Genomic DNA, 20,633 nt, shown 5'->3' with positions numbered 1-20,633 from the left:
CCCCATGGCAAAAAGAATTTTCATGTATTTGTTTATGTTTTCAATGTTACTTGTACTGTTTCAGTATGTAAATTCTAAACATGTTTTCGAGGAAATGAATACTAAACTTGGTAAACAGAAAGCGCAAGTAGATAAATATAAAGATTCGGTTTTAGTTTTAAATGCTAAAATATCCAACTTATCATATTTCAATTTAGAAAAAAATGAAGATGCGCTTAGTTATTTTGAGCGCGACGGTTTTGATACAGAAGAATTAATTCCGTATATAAAAGATGAACTCTATGCTTTAAACGAAGTGAAAGGAGAGCATCCGTTAATTCCTTATGCGTCTAGTGAAGGACACAAAATGCTGATTAATAAAGTGAAACTCTTAAATCATAAATGGATTATTGCCGATTTTTCAGATGGCGAATTTTGGGGTGAGCTATTTTTAACCTATCAGGTTACTGATAAAAAAAAGGTTACGTTTAATTTAGTAGAATCTTTTTTATATCCATTGCAATAAATAGGTTTTATTTAGCCTTATAAGCAATTCCTTTTTGTTTTTTTGTTTCTCCTACATACGAGTATTCATAGGTGTATGATGAATCGGTGGTGGTTAGTATTTTTAAATGAATATCTTTTTGTTCCGCCATATTCTTAGGATTTATGGTTTTAAACACCACTTCGCAATCGTTTATCCATCTTAATTGAGACGAGTCTATTTTGTTGTCGTAAATCTCCACTTGTATGGTTTCGTTTCTTTCAAACTTCGATTTATATAATTCACCATCAATAGTCACTTCACTGTAAAAGGTACCTGTTTTAAAGTCTTTGCAGTTGCGGGTGGTTTCGTAGCAGTTAAAAAGAAAAAGTAGTGGTAAAAGGTATAGGAATTTCATATAAATATATTGAATCGCAAAATTACTCTAATTCTCATAATTTTTAAAGCTTCCGTCGGAATAAAAAACAACTATGCGCTCAATAGTTTTGTTGGCGTCTGTTTTTAGGTTTAAGCTTGTTTGAATGTTTTCTGTTTTTAAAGGTGTTTCAGTATTACTTTTAGTTGGTGTAATAGGGGTTTTTATTTCTTCCTTAATAATGTTCTGTTTAGGAAAATGTCCTTTACCATTCATTAACCAATACAATTCTACTTCGGGAAAGGCGGTAAGCGTTTTTAAAACAAACTCTAAACTTGGTTTGTTTCTCCCTGATAATATGTGTGAGATACTCGAGCGTTGCACATCAATTTTTTCGGCAAAAGAAGAAGCAGATTCACCGTAATATTCCATCACTTTTTTAAGTCGTTTAACGAATGCTTCGCTGTTTATCATTGTAAATTATTTTTTTAGTAAACCGATGTTACAAATGTAACAAATATATGCGTATTGGTAATGTGTTTGTTTGTTAAATTATATTTTATGTATAACTATTACTTTAATTAATTGTTGGTAATAGTCTGAAAAACTGTTATTTATAATGTTTTTGTCTAATAAGGGAGTTTTAAGGTGTAATACTTGTTATTAATTGTATACTTATGTAAACAAAAATAAGAGTTTAATCTGTTTACAAATGTAAATTAGTAATTGTTTACATTTGTATCATAAAAAAATACCATGAAATTAGACATTATTAAACAACTGTTTTTAAAACATAAAGCATCGCCTTTATCTCATAGATATATTACCAATAATCATATTAAACCGCTTTTAAAAAACTTAGAAAAACATATTATCGTCGAAGTCATTGGCGAGTCTGTTTTAAAAGAATCTATTTATGGTTTAAAAATTGGGCAGGGTGAAAAACGGATATTAATGTGGTCTCAAATGCACGGCAACGAGTCGACGACTACAAAAGCTATTTTCGATTTATTAAACACCCTTTTAGATAAAGAAGCGGGTTTAAATACTATATTAGAAAACTGTACTTTATATATTATACCTATTTTAAATCCCGATGGCGCAAATGCCTATACACGTATAAATGCCAACAAAGTAGATTTAAACAGAGATGCACAAAACCTTACGCAACCAGAAAGTCGCATTTTAAGGGCTACATTTAAACGTTTTAATCCTCATTTTTGCTATAATTTACATGGGCAACGTACTATTTTTAGTGCAGGAACCACCAATAAACTAGCTACCGTGTCGTTTTTAGCACCGGCTCAAGATAAAGATTGCACGGTAACAGCCAATAGAAAACGTGCTATGGAAGTTATTGCCGTTATGAATGAAGCCTTGCAGCAACTTATTCCTAATGGCGTTGGGGTTTATGATGATGCTTTTAACTTAAATTGTGTTGGCGACACCTTTCAAAGTGAAAATGTACCAACTATTTTATTTGAAGCAGGACATTATAAAGACGACTATGGGCGTGACGTAACCCGAGAGCTTATTTACACATCGTATATTACCTCTTTATTGTATATATCTAAAAATGAAGTAACAGGCGATGCCTATAAGCCTTATTTTGAAATTCCTGAAAATGATAAATGCTTTTATGATATCATTATTAGAAATGTAAAGTTCGGAAAGTCGTCAGATGACAAAATATTAGATATCGGCATTTTGTATCAAGAAAAATTAGTGGATAATAAAATTGAATTTTTTCCTAAAGTGGATAAAATTGAAAATTTAGAAGCTTTTTTCGGACATAAAGAATTTGATGCTAAAGGTTTACAGGTCTTAGATGGTGAAGGAATGGATCTACAAGTAGGTAGCGAAAACGTTTTCGTAATAATAAATCATGAAAAATTTTCATTATTATTGAAATAAAGCGCATTTATTATGTGTAATTATTAGTAAAAATGTATTATTTTTGGTTTTTATTTAAGAATAGTTAATTATGGGGAAAATAAAGTTAGACGAAATAGATCACCAAATTCTTGATATGTTAATTGATAACACAAGAATTCCGTTTACAGATATAGCAAAAAAACTACTAATATCTGCTGGTACAGTACACGTGCGTGTTAAAAAGATGGAAGAAGCGGGCATTATTCGTGGTTCATCTTTAACATTAGATTATAAAAAATTAGGATATTCGTTTATTGCTTATGTTGGTGTTTATTTAAATAACACATCGCAAACTAAGTTTGTATTAGAACGTATAAACGAAATTGCTTACGTTACTGTAGCGCACATTACAACAGGAAAATTCAATATTTTCTGTAAAATTAGAGCGAGAAGTACAGAGCATGCTAAAGAGGTTATTTTTATGTTAGATGATATCGAAGGTGTTTATAGAACAGAAACTATGATTTCTTTAGAAGAAAGTATAAACGATAAAAAACGTTTAATGCATTCTATTTTTAATGATATGTAATTAAAGTTAACAAGACTTTTAAATATTAAAAAAATCCTGAACATCTAAAATTGTTCAGGATTTTTAGTTTGCACGCATTTGGGGAAGTTAATTTAATTCGTTTTCTTATAGCTCCTAACCGCTAGACCGTTCATAATAAAGGCGTAAAGGGTTGTTTTTATTAGCATTGGCGTAATATCGGATAAATTAGCCCCTTTAAGCATGACCATACGCATCACTTCAACAAAGTATTTTATAGGGTTGAATTCTGTTATGGTTTGCGCCCATTTAGGCATACTTTCTATTGGAGTGAACAAGCCGCTCATTAAGATAAAAATCACCGTAAAAAACCAAGCAATAAACATGGCTTGTTGTTGGGTATCGGTAAAATTTGAAATGAATAAACCAATTCCTAAAATCACTAAAATATAAATAGAGGTGTATAAATAGAGGAGTGGTAAGCTCCCAATCATCGGGACGTTAAATATGAGTTTTGCTAATGTTAATCCCACAGTTAATAAGCCCATCCCTATAACCCAAAACGGAAAGAGTTTCCCAATAATAAACTGACTTTTTTTAATGGGGGTGACGTTTATTTGCTCTAAGGTACCAATTTCTTTTTCTCGAACAATATTCATTCCGGAAAGGAATAAAGTAATCATAGTAACCAATAAAACCAATATACCGGGCACCATAAAAGTTTTGTAGTTTAGCGTTTTATTATACCAAAATAAAGGAATGGTTTCTATTGAAATTGGCTGAATTTGTTTGTCTGAAACTTGAAATACATCAATCTTTATATTTTGATTGAAACGTTGGATAATTTGTGTAACATAAACGTTTTCTACACCTGCAGCAGCACCGTCAATCGCGTTAATGGTAACACCTAAATTACTATGTTTTTCTTTTTGAAAATCCCGTTCAAAATACTGTGGAATTTCTAAAATAACATCTACATGTCCTTTTAACATTTCGGAACTAGCTAATCTTTCCGAAGAAAAATCGGTTAAAACATTAAAATACGTCGATGCATTAAATTTTTCAATTAAGGCTCTCGATGTCGATGTGTGATCGTTATCAATATAACCAAATTTTATGTTCTTCACTTCAAAAGTAGCTGCGTTTGATAATATAACGAGTTGTACTATCGGCAAAACAAAAATAATAGGAAGCATGCCTTTATTTCTAAAGATTTGTTTGAATTCCTTTTGTATGATGTATAGAATTGTTTTCATGTTTTTTAAAGAATAAAGAGAATAGAACGGTTAGTAAAGACACTTTAAATATTGTTTGGTCTTTTTAATTCGTTCTATTATCTATTTTTACTCCAATCTAATTTTATATTTTTTCACACTTAACCCTATGAAAAAAATAGTCATCCCCAATAAAATCAAGGTTTCTTTCCATATAAATTGCATACCAACACCTTTAAGCATGATCCCTTTAATAATGATAATAAACCATTTTGCTGGAATGATATTACTGATCATTTGCAAGGGTAATGGCATACTTGAAATAGGAAAAATAAAACCAGATAATAAAATAACAGGAAGCATGAGTCCTATTAAGGAAATCATCATAGCGGTTTGTTGTGTTGCCGAAATGGTTGAAATTAATATACCCAAAGCCAATGCGGTTATGATGAATAATACGCTTTCCATGCCTAAGAGAAATAAGCTGCCTTGAACCGGCATTTTAAATATGAAAATGCTCAGTAAAACAATCACAATTGCGTTAATAATAGATAAGAAAATATACGGAAATACCTTGCCTACAATAACTTGAATGGGTTTTATTGGAGACACTAAAAGAATTTCCATAGTGCCTAATTCCTTTTCTCGGGTGATGGAAATGGAGGTCATCATGGCTGAAACAAGCATTAAAATAATCGTCATAACCCCCGGAACAAACATGTATACACTTTTTAATTCCGGATTGTAAACCATACGGGTTCTTGGTACTATTTGATAGGAAATTGTGATGTTTTTATTCAGTTCTTTTTGGTATTGAATAAGAATGGCGTTTACGTAGTTACTTATCGTATTTGCAGTATTCGGATCTGTAGCATCGGTAACGATTTGTATTTTGGCGTTGTGATCTTTTATTAGATTTTTACTGAAATCTTTTTCGAAATTTAGTACGGCTTTTACCTTTCCTTTCTTAAAAATAGTTTCAATATCCGATTCTTTATCAATAAATTGATTGATACTAAAATATTTTGAAGCCGAAATTTTGTTGATAATCTCTTTTGTAGTCGCATCTTTAGAATGATCTAAAACCGCAATATCAACATTATTGATTTCGTTTGTAATAGCAAAACCGAATAACATAATTTGGGCAATAGGCATACCAAATAGGATAAACAAAGAGCGTCTGTCTCTAAATATGTGGTAGAATTCCTTTTTTATAAAACCTATGAATCTTTTCATTTATCTATAATGTATTACACTGATACTCCTAGAAATCCAATGCGTTCTTTATTACTGAATACAGCCACTGCGACTGTGACTGCGACTGAAAACTTATTTTCATCCTCGCGCTAATTTTAAAAACACATCATTCATATGATCAACTTTAAATTTTTCTTTAAGACGTTTCGGTGTATCTAAAGCTTCAATTTTTCCGTTTACCATAATGGAAACTCTATCGCAATATTCGGCTTCATCCATATAATGTGTGGTGACAAAAACGGTGGTTCCTTCGCTAGCGGCTTTGTAAATCATTTCCCAAAATTGTCGTCTCGTAATAGGGTCTACACCTCCTGTGGGTTCATCTAAAAATACAATTTTAGGCTCGTGAAGTAAGGCAACCGAAAAGGATAATTTTTGTTTCCATCCAAGTGGTAGCGCTCCAACAAGCTTATTGGCTACTTTTTCTAGACCTAATTCTTCTATTAAGACGGCCGATTTCTCTTTTATTCTTTTTCTTGATAAACCGTAGATACCTCCAAAAAATGTAATATTTTCTTTAACCGTTAAATCGTCATACAAAGCAAATTTCTGACTCATATAACCAATATTTTTTTTAATGTCTTCGGCGTGTTTATGCACATCAAACCCTGCAACATTAGCTTTGCCGGAAGTTGGTGTGGAAATACCAATCAGCATTTTCATAGCTGTAGTTTTACCAGCACCGTTGGCGCCAAGAAACCCAAAAATTTCACCTTTATTAACCTCGAAAGTTATGGCGTTTACAGCGGCAAAATCTCCGAATATTTTGGTTAATCCTTCTACCTGTATGACTTTGTTGTTTTTCATTTTTATTTAAACTTTACAGTTTATTTAGCAAGTTCCATAAAGGTGTCTTCAATGGTGGGGTTTGTTTTTTCAATTTCAATATTTGATAGCTTTTTTGATTCTAAATACCGTACTAAATCATCAGGATTAAAATTTAATCGACTATCGGTATAATGTACAAACTCACCAAAAGGGTAGGTGCTATGGTTGTGTTTATAAGTGTTTAAGGCCTTTATAAGTTGATAAGTGTTATTTGCTCTCACATTATAAATTTGTTTAGGGTAATGTTTTACAATGGCTTGAGGCGTGTCTATTTCTAGAATTTTCCCATCTTGAATTAGCGCAATTCTATCGCACAAAGCAGCTTCGTCCATATAAGGTGTAGAGACTAAAATAGTGATGCCTTTTTGTTGTAATCGTTTTAGCATATCCCAAAATTCTTTTCTCGATACAGGATCTACGCCTGTGGTTGGTTCATCTAAAAACAACACTTTAGGTTTGTGTATTAAAGCACAGCATAAAGCGAGTTTTTGTTTCATTCCTCCAGATAATTTTCCTGCTCTACGATCTTTAAAAGGTGCTATTTGCACGTAAATGTCTTTTATTAAATCGTAATTTTCTTCTATGGTTGTTCCGAATATTGTGGCGAAAAAATCGAGATTTTCTTCAACTGTTAAGTCTTGATAGAGTGAAAATTTTCCTGGCATATAGCCAACACTTTTTCTAATATTTTTATAATCTGAAATCACATCAAAATTAGCAACCGTTGCGGTACCTTCATTAGCAATTAAAAGGGTGGTTAAAATGCGGAATAAGGTTGTTTTTCCTGCACCGTCGGGGCCTATAAGTCCAAAAAGTTCACCTGCTTTAACTTCAAAAGAAATATCTTTTAAAGCTTTTACGGCTTTGTACGATTTGCTAATATGACTGACAGATATACCCACTTCGTTTTAATTTTGAATAGTAATTTTTGTTTCCATTGTAATTTGCGAAGTAATAGAATTCGAAATTAAACAGGCTTTTTCCGATTTTTCTAAAATACGGGCAGCGCGTTCTTTTTTAGATTCATTGGTAATTACAACTTCAGGAAAAAGCAGCACTTCGCTAATTACAAATTTGCCATCTACTTTTTCAAGAATGCCTTTAGAGTCGCATTTAAAACTCACGAATTCTAATTTTGAAAATTCAGCTATGGCTAAAAAGGTCGTCATTAAACAACTACTTACCGCTGCTGTAAATAAATGTTCGGGGGTCCAAATATTAGGCATGCCTTTAGGGAATTCTGGCGGTGTGGCCACTTCTAGGCAATTTGATTCATTGGTTGTCTTATTCTTTAATTCAGGAGAACACATGGTTCCTTTTCGGTCTTGTGTCCAATTTACATTAACATTGTAAGTGTGTTTGTCCATGATACTATAGTTTTTAATTATTTTCAGAGTAATTAACCCACATTTCCGCAGGCATGCCAATTTTTAGGCCACCATCATTTTTTACATCTACTTTTACGGCGTACACTAAAGCCACGCGTTCTTCTTTAGTTTGAATGATTTTCGGTGTAAATTCAGCCTCCGAAGCGATCCAGCTAATGCTACCTTTATAGGATTTCATAGCATCTCCATTATCTATTTTTACTGAAACTATTTGTCCTATTTTAATATTAGCTAATTGCGTTTCACTTATATAAACACGCAACTGCATAGTTTTTAAATCGGCTATTTTATACAATGGTTTTCCAAAGGATGTAATTTCATTGGGTTCCGCATATTTAGTTAAAACGGTGCCGTTTATCGGATTTATAATTTTACTTTTCTGAATTTGATCGTCAATTTGTTTTAATTGCACATCGATAGATTTAAGCTCGTTCACCACCGGAGCATTTTGTATTTCTATACTTCGAATTTGATTTTTAATAACATCAATTTCTCCAGATACATCATCTAATTGTTTTTGGGTTCCGGCGTTATCTTTTATTAAGTTTTCTGCTCGTTTTTTATTGATATTTGCTGTTTTTAATCTAGAATTTAGCACCGTTATTTGCGATAAAACGCCTTTAGATTTTGAACTAATTACAGCCTTAGAAACTTCTAATTGTTCCCGTTTTAGTGCTAACGGAATGGTGTCGATATAACCAATAAACTGCTCTTTTTTAAGCAGATCGCCTTCGTTAACGTTAAATTGCATAAGTTTTCCCTTGTTTTCGGCTGAAATCGTTATTTCCGTAGCTTCAAAATTTCCGTAGCCATCTGCTTTTTCGTTGTTGTTTCCGCAGGAAAATAAGCTTGTTGCTAATATGCTTAATCCTAATATATAGTTGTAGTTTTTCATCTGTATATTTTTATTGCCCTTTAATAATATTGTAATTCGCTTTGGCGAGTTGTAACTGAATTTTATGTTTTACTAGCGTATTTTCATCTTCATATAAATTGGTGAGTTCTGTAATATAAGCCGAAGAGGTAATCACGCCGTTTTTGAGTTGCGATTCTGCCGATTTGAGTACTTCTTTTCTAAGGTTTATAATCTCCAAATCTGAAGTGATAAAGGCTTTGTTTTTATCAATTTCTTGTTGTTGTTTATTTAATGCGATGCTAGTATTCAGTTTAAAAACGTCACGTTCATTATCTACAATATCTTTATTGATGAGTAGAGATCCGCGTTGTTTTTTGTTTGAATTCCAATCAAAAATCTTCCAATTTAATTTAACACCCACAGTGTAAAAGGTTTGAAATGAATTATCGAGCATGTTAAGCCCAGGGTTTCCATAACCTCCCGTAGCAAAACCAAGTAATTTTGGAGCATTTTGTTTTGATAGCATATTTTCCGACTGTTCTATTTCTTCTTTTTTAAGTTGAAATAATTCCAATTCCGGACGGTTTAAATCCGTTTCTAAAGGTGTTTCAATAAGTGGATTTTGAAGTCGGGTGGACGCGTTGAGCTCTTGGTTTATTAATGAAGATAGCGATTGTAAAAGTGTTAATTTACTGCTTTCTAATTCTTGAAATTGCTGACGTATTTTTAATAATTCAGTTTCTAAAATTTTATCTGAAGCAGGTAAAACAGCACCATATTTAATGCCCGCTTGTACTTCTTTTAGTTTGGCTTGTAATTGCTTTTGTTTGGCTTCTAGTAATAATTTAGATTCTTGTGCTAATAAAATAGAAAAGTAAAGTTGATTAATTTGTTGTTTTAATTGGTATAAACTCACTTCAACTTGTTTCTGTTTGGTTTTTAGCTGCGCCGATTTTAAGCTTAATGCCGTATGTGTTGCACCGCTATTATAAATTAACTGATTTACAGAAACTGTGGCGCGATATTGATCTTTATTTAGCGGTTCTATGCCAGACATGGCTAGTGGAAATTCGATGACATCGGATTGATAAGTGGCTTGTGCATCTAAGCTAATTTGCGGCAATTTGGAGGTTGAAATAACTTCCGTATCCAATTTATTTTGTTTATCTAATAAAAGCGTCTGTTTTGCTAGTGGATAATTGGTTGTTACCAATTGATAACAATTTTCTAAAGTTAAGCTTTGTTGAGCGCCACTTGTTAACGCTGTAAAAAGGATTAAAATGATTAGTAATGGTTTCATTTTATACGTGCTTTATAGAATTAATAATAAAGTTGGCGACTTCGGTTTTTCGATCTTCAATGAGCGTTTTGTAAGCGTCATCATCTGCTTTTGTAAAAGCCATGATTAAAGGTTTTGCTACAAATGGAAAAATGTTTAAAGCCAAAATATTTATAAATAATTGCTCTGCGCTAATAGGTTTTATAATGCCGTTTTCGACTTCATAGTTCACTTGTATTTTAAATTTTTCAAGATTTGGGAAACTAGGATTGTCTTTAAGTTTTAAAATAAAATCAGGGTTTCTATTCAACTCTTGGATGATGAAATTTGGTAAATAAGGATGCTTTACTATAAAGGAAATATAATTTGAAGTGAAATTTTTTACCTTGTCTTCAATAGAAGAATCATCATTTAAAACCGCACTTAATTGTGGTGCTAATAGAGAGAAGGCATTTTTAAAAACGGCTTCAAATAGCTGCTGTTTACTTCTGTAATAATAATGAAGCATGGCTTTATTAATGCCTGCTTTGTCGGCAATTTCTTGCATACGCGCACCATCCATACCTTTAGACTGAAATACGTTTTTTGCAGCCTCTAATATTTGTTCTTCGGTGTTTTCGTCTTTTGTTTTTTTCATTTCAACTGAATGGTTTAACCAAATGGTTAATAAATTTACAAAAAATAATCAAACAGCGTCTTGTTTGATTATTTTAATGTCTTATTCTTTATGTTTCTCGGTATTTAATTTCTTTTCTATCCATTTTACAGCAAGTAATCCAAGAATACCGCCTAAAGCAGAAACCGTACAATTTATTATGAAAAGCGTGCTGTGAAATGTACCATTTTCAACAATAGACCAAGGATCGAAACCTAATCTTCCAAAGGATTTAATGAAAAATATGCTTCCAAAAACTCCTATTAAAGTGTTTCCTGTAAAACCAAAAGAACACCTTTTTTTTATACCTGCAAATACATTTGCTGCAATGATTCCTATAAAAACACTAATTAATGAAATTAAAGTACCTGTCATGATTTAGGCTAATTGATATTATTTTGCTTCATCGAGATGGTAAAAGTACAGTCTCTGTAATATATTGTGCGTAACTTTAGTTACCTAAATAAACTTAATTTAAAAGACTATTTATTTGTAAATATATATGAATAAAAAGAGCCTCAGTGTTGGAGACTCTCTTCTTATTTTAAAATGCTTTTACTTTTTAAGAATACGGTCTAAAACTAAATCTTTATCTAATTTTTTAGTACAGAAAAACCAGTCTTTACAGTCTAATTCTTCAGTAGAGGTCATTCTTTCTTCTGCAACACCACAAGATCCAGCAGGCGATACTATAACATCGTCACCAGGGTTCCAATCGGCAGGTGTTGCTACATTAAATTTGTCTGAAGTTTGCATAGCAATTAATGCACGATATAATTCATCAAAATTACGACCTAAACTTAATGGGTAATAAATAATGGCACGAACAATTTCATTTGGATCAACAAAAAATACTGCTCTTACGGCTTGTGTTTTACTTTCACCAGGTTGAATCATACCGTATTTTTTGGCGACATTCATAGAAATATCTTCTATCAAAGGAAATTTAACTTCTATGTTTTCCATACCGTTAAATTTAATTTTATCCTTAATAGTTCTTAACCATGCAATGTGGCTGTATAGTCCATCTATTGATAAACCAATAAGGCTACAATTGGCTTTATTAAATTTTTCTTCTAAATGCGCAAAAGTCATAAATTCTGAAGTACATACCGGTGTGAAATCTGCGGGATGACTAAATAAAATTGACCATTTTCCTTTATAATCGGAAGGGTAATTAATTTCTCCTTGCGTCGTGGTTGCAGTAAATTCTGGTGCTTTATCACCAATTCTTGGCATGGTGAAAACCTCTTGTTTTTCTAAATTTGATTCCATAATTATCTTTTTATAATATTGATTTGTTTTATGATACAAATATAAAGTTATAGTTTATGTCTATATATAACTTAGGTTACATAACAGATAAAATTTTAAAACAGAACAATTATGTAGATAATTATCTGGTTTAAAAATGTTAGGCGTTTTAAAAAAAAGAGGGGAAGGTTGTATTTAGATGACGAATAGTTTATTAAGTCAATGTATTCTAAAAAACGAATTTGATATTTATAACGTGATTTTTATAAAAAATATCTCCAACAAAAATTACTTTTTTAACTAATAGAATAAACTTTTATAAGTTGGAGATATTTATCGTAATATTTAAGTTGTACTTTCTTTTGAAATGTTCCATAAAATAGGGAACAAATTTGTTAATAGGACGAAGTAATTACATTTATTAATTCTTCTTTTTTTAGCATTCCAGATTGTCTCCAAACTTGTTTTCCGCTTTTAAATAAAAGCATGGTGGGAACGCCTCTAACCTGGTATTTAGCGGCAATGCCTTGGTTCTTGTCGACATCAATTTTAATTATAGACACACGGTCTTTTAAAACAGATTTAACATCTTTTAAAATGGGGTTCATCATTTTGCATGGTCCACACCATTCTGCGTAGAAATCTACTAATACGAGATTGTCTTGATTTATTAATTCTGAAAATTTACTCATATCTAATTTAGTTTATTTATCAAAAGTAATACTCCAAATACCTCTAACTTCATTAACCGAATAACCTATAGCTTTATCTTGAGGATATAAGCTTGCTAATTTCAGTAATGTTGGGTTTTGAATATCTTGATTTGGTTTTCCATGACATTGCAAACACATGCTATTTGTAGTAATAGGGTAGTACACGTGCACTTTATTGTCTATTTGATCTACGATAGGTTTTGGTTCAGTATTGTTTTTAATATCGTTTTTGAAAGCATTAATATACGATAATTCTTTTTTATTTGCTTGATTATTTTGGTTTCTTGGCTTATCGGATACGCGCTTAATAGTTGCATTATTTACAACAGACATACTATCGGTTAGGGGGTAAGCTTTTTCATTACAAAAGGCTAAAGCTTCTAAGGTGCCTTTTTTTTGAATGGTTCCCATTAAGTTTTTGCCTAATACGGCTTTTGTTGCTAAAGCATATTTTAAACCACGCTCACCATAGGGTAATTGTTCTGTAGTTGTATTGGTTTGTTGATTTTTCATGCCTTGTCCATTTTTTGGTCCATTACCCATTCCGTTTCTCATTCCATTTCCTTTTCCCATGCCATTTCCGTGTTGTTCATTGTAATGGGCTTCAAACCAATCAGGCTTATCGATATCAAAATCGTACATAAAATCGGCTATTTGGGCAATTGTTTTTTCAGGAAATGGTTGTTTTGGCATCACTCCAAATTGTTGTACCGCTCCAGGCATTTTAGAATGTTCTTTATTAGGATCTTTAATCCAGGCCTGCATATCTGCTATAAATTCTTCTTTTGTAGTGTTGTTATTTATATAGCGTTTTTTAATAGCAATCATAGGTGGGCCAATTCTATCTGTTTCGCTTGCCGATGGGCTATGGCAAGTATAACAATTGGTTTCCATTAATTTTTTACCCGGATGATTATTGGCTTTCATTTGGTTATCAAAAGCCGAATATTCTTTTTTCTTAGAATTATTACAGCTAAAAATAAATATTGAAAGGATGACCAATATTATTGCATTTTTCATCTTAATGAATTTTATTTTGAAAACTTTCCTGTGGCACAACTCACAAAAGATTTTGCTTTTGATACTAAATTATTATCATCGTCAATAGATGGGTAGCCTATATCTTTTAACTTGGTTTTTACAGCCAGAGCATCGGCTTCATTAATGTGTTTAAAGGTTACTTCGCTATCGTCTACATGTACTTGTACGTCTGAAATATTTTTTATTTCTGATAGTTTTGTTGAAATTGTGTTTGCGCAACCACCACATTTTAAATTTTGTACTATTATTGAAGTTTTCATATATTATTTTATATTTAAGTAAAGTGTTTTTTATTTTTTAATAAACTTTTTTTTAGTTTAAAATACCGCCTTTTAAATCATAGATTTCTGTAAACGCCATAGTAGCTAATTTGCTGTAAAACTGTTTGCTACGTGTGCCGATTCGACAATATAATTATATGATTTTGTTTTTATCTAATTTACAAAATTCTGAATTAAAAACCTCTGAAAAGTAACTTATCTATATAGTTTCTTTATAGTATTCTCTTGGCGTTCTTAGGTCTATAAATTGCACGTTTTTGTTATTGTTTTTTTTCTTTAATTTATAACAATCTAAAACAGTGACGCTCTTATTTATTGGTAAAAACATTTTTAAAAGCAGACTAGGTTATTACAATAATAAACTTTAAAAGTAATAAATTGTATTAGCCTACACGGTAACTTTGGTTACATAATACTACTAATTGTTCTAACTCGCATCAAACCATTTTAGTTGTTTATTAATAGTAAAAAGCTGAGGTAATTATTATAATTTTATAAGTTTTAAATAATTTCGATGAAGTTCTATTTTACCAAGTTGTTCTAGCTTTTTTAATAGCCTCGATATTACAACACGAGAGGTGTGAAGGTCGTATGCTATTTCTTGGTGGGTGTATTTAATAATATTATCGTTATTTATTTCGGCTTTTTTCTTTAAGTACTGCACTAATCTTTCATCTAGTTGAAAAAAAGCAATACCGTCTAAAGTGGTTAATAGTTCATTTATTCTATTGTGATAACTTTCTAAAACAAAATTTCTCCAAGATTCATATTTTGAAGTCCAGTCTTCCATTTTACCTACAGGCACCATGATTAGTTTGGTGTCAGTTTCAGCAACAGCTCTTATTTCACTTTGTTTATGTCCCAAACAGCAAGTCATGGTCATGGAGCAGGTTTCACCTCTTTCTAAATAATAAAGTAAGAGTTCGTCGCCATCATGATCTTCACGTAATATTTTAATGGCTCCAGACATTAATAAAGGCATAGATTTTATGTAATCGCCAATTTCTAAGAGTTTAAAACCTTCGGGAATTTCTTTATACACGCCTATTTTTGAAATTTCTTCAAGTAATTTTTCTTCAAATACATGACCATAACTATCACGTAATTCTGTTATCATTTTTAACTCGGGTTTTGTTATTTTTCAAAATTACGTTAACATAATTTGAGTAACGTAATTTTTGTTACATATTAAAAATGCTTAAAAAAAACTAATAAAAGAAAGCGAAGTGTGCGTAATAGAAATACTAGATGATAGGGTGTGATATAAACGTATTCATTGGTATTTATAAATTATTTAAAACGCGCAAGATATTAGATTTACTAATTAATAATTGGTATTCTACATCTATTGCTTTTAGTTGACTTTCGATAAATTTTACCTCTCTATAGTTTACCAAAAACAAAGACCCTTCTCCAAGGCTAAATTTGCGTTCTTCGCTATTTACAAATTGTTTATAATCGACAACAATATCTTGTAAAATATCGTATTGTGTTTTATAAGATGCTATTTCTTGAAGCGAAGCATTTACTTTGTTTTTTAAATTGACTTTAGTTGCCGAGATATCAAAATTTAAATCTTGTAATTTTAGTTTAGCCAATCTTAAATCGGCGCGTTCTTTTCTTAGAAATAATGGAAAACTAATATTTAATCCTGTTTTATAATTTGCGGTATTAAAGCTGTTTGTGTTTTCGTAATCACTAGATAAAAAGTTGTACTGCAAATTAATCTTTGGTAGTAAGTTGTTGGTTTTTAAACGTTTGTCAACAGTTAGGATATCTTTTTTTATTTGAAGCCCTTTCAGTTTAGGGTGGTTTTCAATTAAAGTTTCGGTGGTATTTAAAATGGAACTATTTAAAACCACATCAATATTATTAATAGTGGTTATGTCGGGAACTACATTGGTTTCCAATTCTAAAGGTATATTATTTTCAATCCATAAATAATTAGAAAGCTCTAAGGCCGATTTGATATAACCAATTTTAGCTTTTTCAAAATCTAACATTCTACTTTTATAATTAATATTAGCTTCTAGTGTATCAATAGCGGGCTTATCGCCAGCATAAAAGTTTTGTTTTACGCTGTTTAAACGTACTTTGGCATTTGTTAAATACTCCTGATAGACTATTTTGGCTTTGTAGTTTTTAAGCCAATTAAAATAAGTAGCAATAGCATTGTACAAAACATCATTGGTTACTAATTTTTGTTCTGCTTGTGCGTATTGCAAATATAATTTAGCTTGTTTTAAGGTCGCCATGCGGTCGTTGGTTAGCAGTCCTTTAGCAAGGGAAACTGAAACACCTGCGCTGTATAAGCCACCTTCGGGCGTTTTATATTCGGGGTTTATATAAGTACCATCATTATTTTCATAACTTGCTTTTAATTCGACACCATACCAGGTTGGAATTTTAAATGCCGTATTCAACTTATCATAATAGGTGGTAGATTTAAATTTTTTACGGTTATAATCTACTTCTAATTTAGGGTCGAAAGCGCCTCTAGATTTTAATAATTTGGCTTCACTTTCAGTGGTTATTAGTTGTGCTTGTTTTACTATGGGGTGGTATTTTTTTACATATCCTAAATATTCTTCTAAAGATAATATGGTGTCGTTTTCTTGAGAAAAACCTAAAGAAGCTGTTAAAAACAAGATTGTAATTACAAGTTTGTGCATGTGTTTTACTTTTTATCTTTAGAGTATCCTGAATTATTTGTTGGTTTGTAATAGTCCGGAGGGAAACTGTTTATTTGTCTCCAAAACTCGAACCAAATAGGCACATCGTTAAGTAGAGCTAAAGTTCTGGCTCCAGAACCTATACGAATGGCTTCTGGCCAGGCAACATCATCTGGATCTGGTTTTAGTAGTACCCGATACATACCGTTAGAACTAATAAAATTCTCTATGGCCACAATCTTTGCTCCGTAAGTACCATAAGATACGTTGGGCCAACCGCTAAATACTATCGCAGGCCACCCATCGAACTGGACACGCACATTTTCGCCTTTATGAATTAGTGGTAAATCTATAGGACGTACATACATTTCTACTGCCAATTCAAAATTAGAAGGCATAATGTTAACTAATTGTTCGCCGGCTTTAAAGGTTTCTCCAATGCCCGCTTTAATGGCTTTGTTTATATAACCGTCTTGTGGTGCTGTAACATAAAGTAAACGACTACGTTTTGTATAATTAGCCAAACTAGTTTCCAATTTAGATACTTGTGCTTCGGTATCAAAACCGCTAGATTGTGCGGTATATAAGTCACTATGGGCTTTTGCAAGCTTATCTGCATAGGTTGCGTTTATTGTAGAAATAGCTAGTTCTGCATTGATAACTTCATTTTTAGAACTTAACAGTTTATTTTGTTGCGCTATTAATTTGGCATTGGCTTCTTGCAACTTTCCAAGCTTTTCTTCAACATCTTTAACGGCTTTTAAACCTTCCTTTTGTAACTCAATAGTACGTTGATATTGAATTTTGTTGATATCAGCTTTAATTTTAATAGCTTCTAAATCCATACTATCGGTAGTAACCTTTAAATGCGACTGTAATAGTTTATTTTTTCCTTGCTCTAGCTTGAGTTTACGTTCTTGTTTAAGGGCTGCTATTTGATTTTTTAAGGCCTGAGCTTTATTTTTATAAGCTTTAACAGATGACGATTTAGCTGTAAGTTGATTATCTGTTCGTTCGGCTAATTGGTCATCAAAATACTCACTCTTAATTTCGGATATTCTAATAATTGTATCTCCTTTTTTTACAAAATCGCCCTCTACAACAAACCATTCTTCAATACGCCCTGGAATTTGCGACTGTATCGTTTGCGGGCGTTGGTTTGGTTTTAATGTAGTTACTAATCCGGTACTCGATATATTTTGTGTCCATGGAAGAAATATAATAACTAATATGAGCAAAGAAAATACTAACAAGAATTTTTTAAAACGCTTATGGTATTCTTTATTAAAAATATCTTTTCCAGACTTAAAGGTTTTTAAGTCTATGTATTCTGAAACTTTATTATTGGTTATATTTAACATCGCTTACCGTTTATTTATGATAACGCCTTTTTTAAGGGCAATTTGCTTATTGCATTTAGTTTCCCACTGGTCATTATTGCTAACTACAACCAAACTCCATGGTTGCTCTGGGGATACCAACATGTTCATTATTTTAGTAGCTTCGTCTTTATCAAAATGTTCTAGTGGGTTTTCTAGAATTAAAAGCTTGGGTTGTTTAACAAGTGCTCTTGCTAGTATTATTTTTTTTGAAGTAGTGTAAGCTATTTGTTTTCCTTCGGGTTTTAAAATCGAGCTTAAGCCTTTAACTTGCTTATGTAAAAAACTGGTTAAATTTAAATTTTCAATGACTTGATAAATAGCCTCATCGCTAATGTTTTTATTGCCAAAAGTTATATTATCTCTAATGCTGCCTTCAAAAGGCGTTTCTTCGGAAAGCGAGACGCCTAAATTGGAGCGGTATTCATTTTTATAGAGACTTTGAATTGATAAGTTATTTACATATATATATCCTGATGTTGGTGAAACTAATCCAGAAATAAGTTGTAGTAAACTCGATTTTCCAGAGCCACTTTCGCCTTTAATTAAAACTTTATCTTTTGGTGCTATACAGAAAGAAATATTACTTAAAATAGGTTGGTAGCGTTGTTCAACAAGATAAGACACGTTTTGAAATTCTATTGTTAAACTACCATTATCTTGTATTTTTTCGCCTTGTTGTGTCTCTATTGGCATATCAACAACTTGTCCTAATTTTTCAATAGAGGTTAAAACATCATAAAAAGATTCTAAGCCACTAATTAGTTTTTCAACCGAAGCAATAATTAAAAGTATAATAATTTCTGCAGCAACAAATTGTCCAATATTCATCCTTTGATCTAAAACCAATAGGCCTCCTATAACCAATAAGCCTATAGTTACTAGAACTTTAAAACCTATAAGTTGCATAAATTGCATGACTAAAATTTTAAAGTGATTTTCTCTAGATTCTAAATACTCTGATACTAAATGATCACTTTTTTCCATTGCTAAACCTGTTTTTCCCGAAAGCTTAAAACTAATAATAGTACGCGCAATTTCTTGTAGCCAATGTGCCACTTTATATTTGTGTTTAGATTCTTTTAAACTGGTTTCTAAACCGCGTTTAGCTGTATATTTAAATACTACATAAATGAGCATTAATAATAATATCCCGAATATGATAAAGAATGGGTGGTAAAATGATAAGAGAATTAAAGCAAATATAATTTGTAATAATGCCGATGGCATATCGATTAATATTTTAGATAATCCTTTTTGAATGACTATAGTATCAAAAAAACGGTTTGCCAATTCTGGAAGATAAAAATTATGCAGTTTACTCATTTTTATTTTTGGAAAACGATAACTTAAATCTAAGGAAGCTCTAGTAAAAATACGTTGCTGTATGGTTTCAATAATACGCATTTGCATTAATTTTAACAGCCCAGAAAATGCTACGCCACCGGTAACCAGTAAAACTAAAACAATCCAAGAAGTAGATATTTGAGCGCCTTGTAATAAGTTAATTATAGCTTGAATTCCAATTGGAAGGGATAGGCTTACCAAACCATCAAAAATAGCGTAGTAAGCAATTTGATATATATCTTTGCGCTCTAATTCTACTAAACCTATGAAGCGTTTCCAAGGTGATAAAGTATTGTTATCCATGTATTTTAATGGTGTTTAAAACTAAATTTGTAAAAAAATGTGTAGGAGTGTTTTTTGTATTGCAATTGGTAATTGTTTTAAAATGAGATTTTATAAAATGTTGATGTAGCGCCCCATCTACAATAGAACTAGCCAAACTTAAACTATACTGGTAAGTGCTATTGCATTGTGAAATAATTTCTGAAATACGATAAACTACCCGTTTATAAGACATAAAAAAACCTTCTTTATTTTCTGTATCTACGCTTTTTGTAAGATAAGATTTAGAATTTTCATAAATAACAATTTTATTTAATAATACTTCGTTAATATGACTGTACTTGGAGTCTTGTTTTGTGGTTCTAGTTACTATTTCTATGGCTTTTTTTAATTTTTCTTCAGCGTTAGTTATGCTAAATATTTCTAAAACCAACTGATATTCTATCCAACTCCAATACCAAGACGTGAGGTAAATAAGTAATTTGTGTTTGCTTTCAAAATAACGATATATAGAACTCTCGTTAGAACCTATAACGCCACCTAGTTTTTTAAAATTAAAATCTTCAAATCCTATGTCTTGGATAAGTATAATACTATGTTCAATAATTTTTTTACCTAATTCTGAGGTTTCAGGATCCTTTAAATAGATGCCTGGGGGAATGTTTATTTTAATATTTGATAATAAAGAATCCATAAATTACTATTTTTTACAAAGTTAATAGTAATACTATCAATTTTGCAAGTTAAATAATTGTTAGCATTGGTGTAAATGCAATTTTTATTTATTTAAAATAATATTTGTATGTAAATTCTTTTTAATTAAAAAATCGTTTAAAATTTTTATAATTATTTAATAAGCCCTAATTTTTTTTCTAAATTTTAAACAAACAGTAAATAAAATATATGTGTTTTAAAGGATTTTATGT

General features: G+C 31.3%; 23 protein-coding genes. 3 read left to right on the top strand and 20 right to left on the bottom strand.

The annotated features are described in order from the left end of the window. Positions 1-4: 4 nt before the first annotated feature. A complete protein-coding gene (locus FQU21_RS14640; protein ID WP_147678754.1) occupies positions 5-505 on the top strand; it encodes a hydrolase in 501 nt (166 codons plus the stop codon). 7 nt (positions 506-512) lie between these two features. Here the strand turns inward: FQU21_RS14640 and FQU21_RS14635 are convergent, their stop codons facing one another. Next, positions 513-881: a DNA topoisomerase IV gene (locus FQU21_RS14635; protein WP_147678753.1), complete on the bottom strand. Its 369-nt coding sequence runs from the start codon at positions 879-881 to the stop codon at positions 513-515. A 27-nt stretch (positions 882-908) separates the two neighbouring features. After that, complete coding sequence (locus FQU21_RS14630; protein WP_147678752.1) at positions 909-1,313, bottom strand: helix-turn-helix domain-containing protein; 405 nt, start codon at positions 1,311-1,313, stop codon at positions 909-911. 282 nt (positions 1,314-1,595) lie between these two features. On the opposite strand from FQU21_RS14630, the gene FQU21_RS14625 reads away from it, so the two are divergent. Continuing rightward, positions 1,596-2,753 carry a M14 family zinc carboxypeptidase gene (locus FQU21_RS14625; protein ID WP_147678751.1) on the top strand — a complete coding sequence of 386 codons (1,158 nt, stop codon included), beginning with the start codon at positions 1,596-1,598 and terminating at the stop codon, positions 2,751-2,753. Positions 2,754-2,823: 70 nt separating this feature from the next. Then, the gene (locus tag FQU21_RS14620; protein WP_147678750.1) at positions 2,824-3,303 is read left to right on the top strand and encodes an Lrp/AsnC family transcriptional regulator; all 480 of its coding nucleotides are present in this window, start codon (positions 2,824-2,826) and stop codon (positions 3,301-3,303) included. Between the two features lie 92 nt (positions 3,304-3,395). Here the strand turns inward: FQU21_RS14620 and FQU21_RS14615 are convergent, their stop codons facing one another. The 18 genes from FQU21_RS14615 to FQU21_RS14530 all read right to left on the bottom strand — a co-directional run bounded on the left by FQU21_RS14615 (position 3,396) and on the right by FQU21_RS14530 (position 20,401). Further along, a complete protein-coding gene (locus FQU21_RS14615; RefSeq protein WP_147678749.1) occupies positions 3,396-4,517 on the bottom strand; it encodes an ABC transporter permease in 1,122 nt (373 codons plus the stop codon). Positions 4,518-4,604: 87 nt separating this feature from the next. Then, positions 4,605-5,711, bottom strand: a complete 1,107-nt coding sequence (locus tag FQU21_RS14610; protein WP_147678748.1) for an ABC transporter permease — start codon at positions 5,709-5,711, stop codon at positions 4,605-4,607. A 99-nt stretch (positions 5,712-5,810) separates the two neighbouring features. Next, positions 5,811-6,539, bottom strand: coding sequence for an ABC transporter ATP-binding protein (locus tag FQU21_RS14605; protein ID WP_147678747.1), 729 nt, complete (start codon positions 6,537-6,539; stop codon positions 5,811-5,813). A 20-nt stretch (positions 6,540-6,559) separates the two neighbouring features. Continuing rightward, positions 6,560-7,462 (bottom strand): ABC transporter ATP-binding protein, encoded by a 903-nt coding sequence (locus tag FQU21_RS14600; protein ID WP_147678746.1) that lies wholly within the window; start codon positions 7,460-7,462, stop codon positions 6,560-6,562. 6 nt (positions 7,463-7,468) lie between these two features. Beyond that, on the bottom strand, positions 7,469-7,927 hold the full coding sequence (locus FQU21_RS14595; RefSeq protein ID WP_147678745.1) for an OsmC family protein: 459 nt from the start codon (positions 7,925-7,927) through the stop codon (positions 7,469-7,471). Positions 7,928-7,940: 13 nt separating this feature from the next. Further along, positions 7,941-8,843 carry an HlyD family secretion protein gene (locus FQU21_RS14590; protein WP_147678744.1) on the bottom strand — a complete coding sequence of 301 codons (903 nt, stop codon included), beginning with the start codon at positions 8,841-8,843 and terminating at the stop codon, positions 7,941-7,943. A 10-nt stretch (positions 8,844-8,853) separates the two neighbouring features. Continuing rightward, positions 8,854-10,104, bottom strand: coding sequence for a TolC family protein (locus FQU21_RS14585; RefSeq protein WP_147678743.1), 1,251 nt, complete (start codon positions 10,102-10,104; stop codon positions 8,854-8,856). A gap of 1 nt (position 10,105) precedes the next feature. Then, a complete protein-coding gene (locus FQU21_RS14580; RefSeq protein ID WP_147678742.1) occupies positions 10,106-10,720 on the bottom strand; it encodes a TetR/AcrR family transcriptional regulator in 615 nt (204 codons plus the stop codon). An 81-nt stretch (positions 10,721-10,801) separates the two neighbouring features. After that, positions 10,802-11,113, bottom strand: coding sequence for a hypothetical protein (locus tag FQU21_RS14575; protein ID WP_147678741.1), 312 nt, complete (start codon positions 11,111-11,113; stop codon positions 10,802-10,804). A 180-nt stretch (positions 11,114-11,293) separates the two neighbouring features. Beyond that, positions 11,294-12,013 (bottom strand): peroxiredoxin, encoded by a 720-nt coding sequence (locus FQU21_RS14570; protein ID WP_147678740.1) that lies wholly within the window; start codon positions 12,011-12,013, stop codon positions 11,294-11,296. Positions 12,014-12,387: 374 nt separating this feature from the next. Then, on the bottom strand, positions 12,388-12,684 hold the full coding sequence (gene trxA / locus FQU21_RS14565; protein WP_147678739.1) for a thioredoxin: 297 nt from the start codon (positions 12,682-12,684) through the stop codon (positions 12,388-12,390). Between the two features lie 12 nt (positions 12,685-12,696). After that, positions 12,697-13,725 (bottom strand): c-type heme family protein, encoded by a 1,029-nt coding sequence (locus FQU21_RS14560; protein ID WP_147678738.1) that lies wholly within the window; start codon positions 13,723-13,725, stop codon positions 12,697-12,699. An 11-nt stretch (positions 13,726-13,736) separates the two neighbouring features. Further along, positions 13,737-14,006, bottom strand: coding sequence for a heavy-metal-associated domain-containing protein (locus FQU21_RS14555; protein WP_147678737.1), 270 nt, complete (start codon positions 14,004-14,006; stop codon positions 13,737-13,739). Positions 14,007-14,511: 505 nt separating this feature from the next. Further along, complete coding sequence (locus FQU21_RS14550; protein ID WP_147678736.1) at positions 14,512-15,144, bottom strand: Crp/Fnr family transcriptional regulator; 633 nt, start codon at positions 15,142-15,144, stop codon at positions 14,512-14,514. A 166-nt stretch (positions 15,145-15,310) separates the two neighbouring features. Further along, on the bottom strand, positions 15,311-16,699 hold the full coding sequence (locus FQU21_RS14545) for a TolC family protein (protein WP_147678735.1): 1,389 nt from the start codon (positions 16,697-16,699) through the stop codon (positions 15,311-15,313). Between the two features lie 5 nt (positions 16,700-16,704). After that, the gene (locus FQU21_RS14540) at positions 16,705-18,060 is read right to left on the bottom strand and encodes an HlyD family secretion protein (RefSeq protein WP_147678734.1); all 1,356 of its coding nucleotides are present in this window, start codon (positions 18,058-18,060) and stop codon (positions 16,705-16,707) included. A gap of 3 nt (positions 18,061-18,063) precedes the next feature. After that, positions 18,064-19,728 carry a peptidase domain-containing ABC transporter gene (locus FQU21_RS14535; protein WP_147678733.1) on the bottom strand — a complete coding sequence of 555 codons (1,665 nt, stop codon included), beginning with the start codon at positions 19,726-19,728 and terminating at the stop codon, positions 18,064-18,066. After that, positions 19,721-20,401: a TetR/AcrR family transcriptional regulator gene (locus FQU21_RS14530; protein ID WP_147678732.1), complete on the bottom strand. Its 681-nt coding sequence runs from the start codon at positions 20,399-20,401 to the stop codon at positions 19,721-19,723. The genes FQU21_RS14535 and FQU21_RS14530 overlap by 8 nt, the downstream gene beginning before the upstream one ends. Between the last annotated feature and the right edge of the window lie 232 nt (positions 20,402-20,633).

The sequence above is a fragment of the Algibacter pacificus genome, from assembly GCF_008033385.1.
GTDB classification, from domain to species: Bacteria; Bacteroidota; Bacteroidia; order Flavobacteriales; family Flavobacteriaceae; genus Algibacter; species Algibacter pacificus.
Note: the sequence above shows the minus strand (reverse complement) of the source record. Positions and strands in the feature narration are given on the sequence as shown.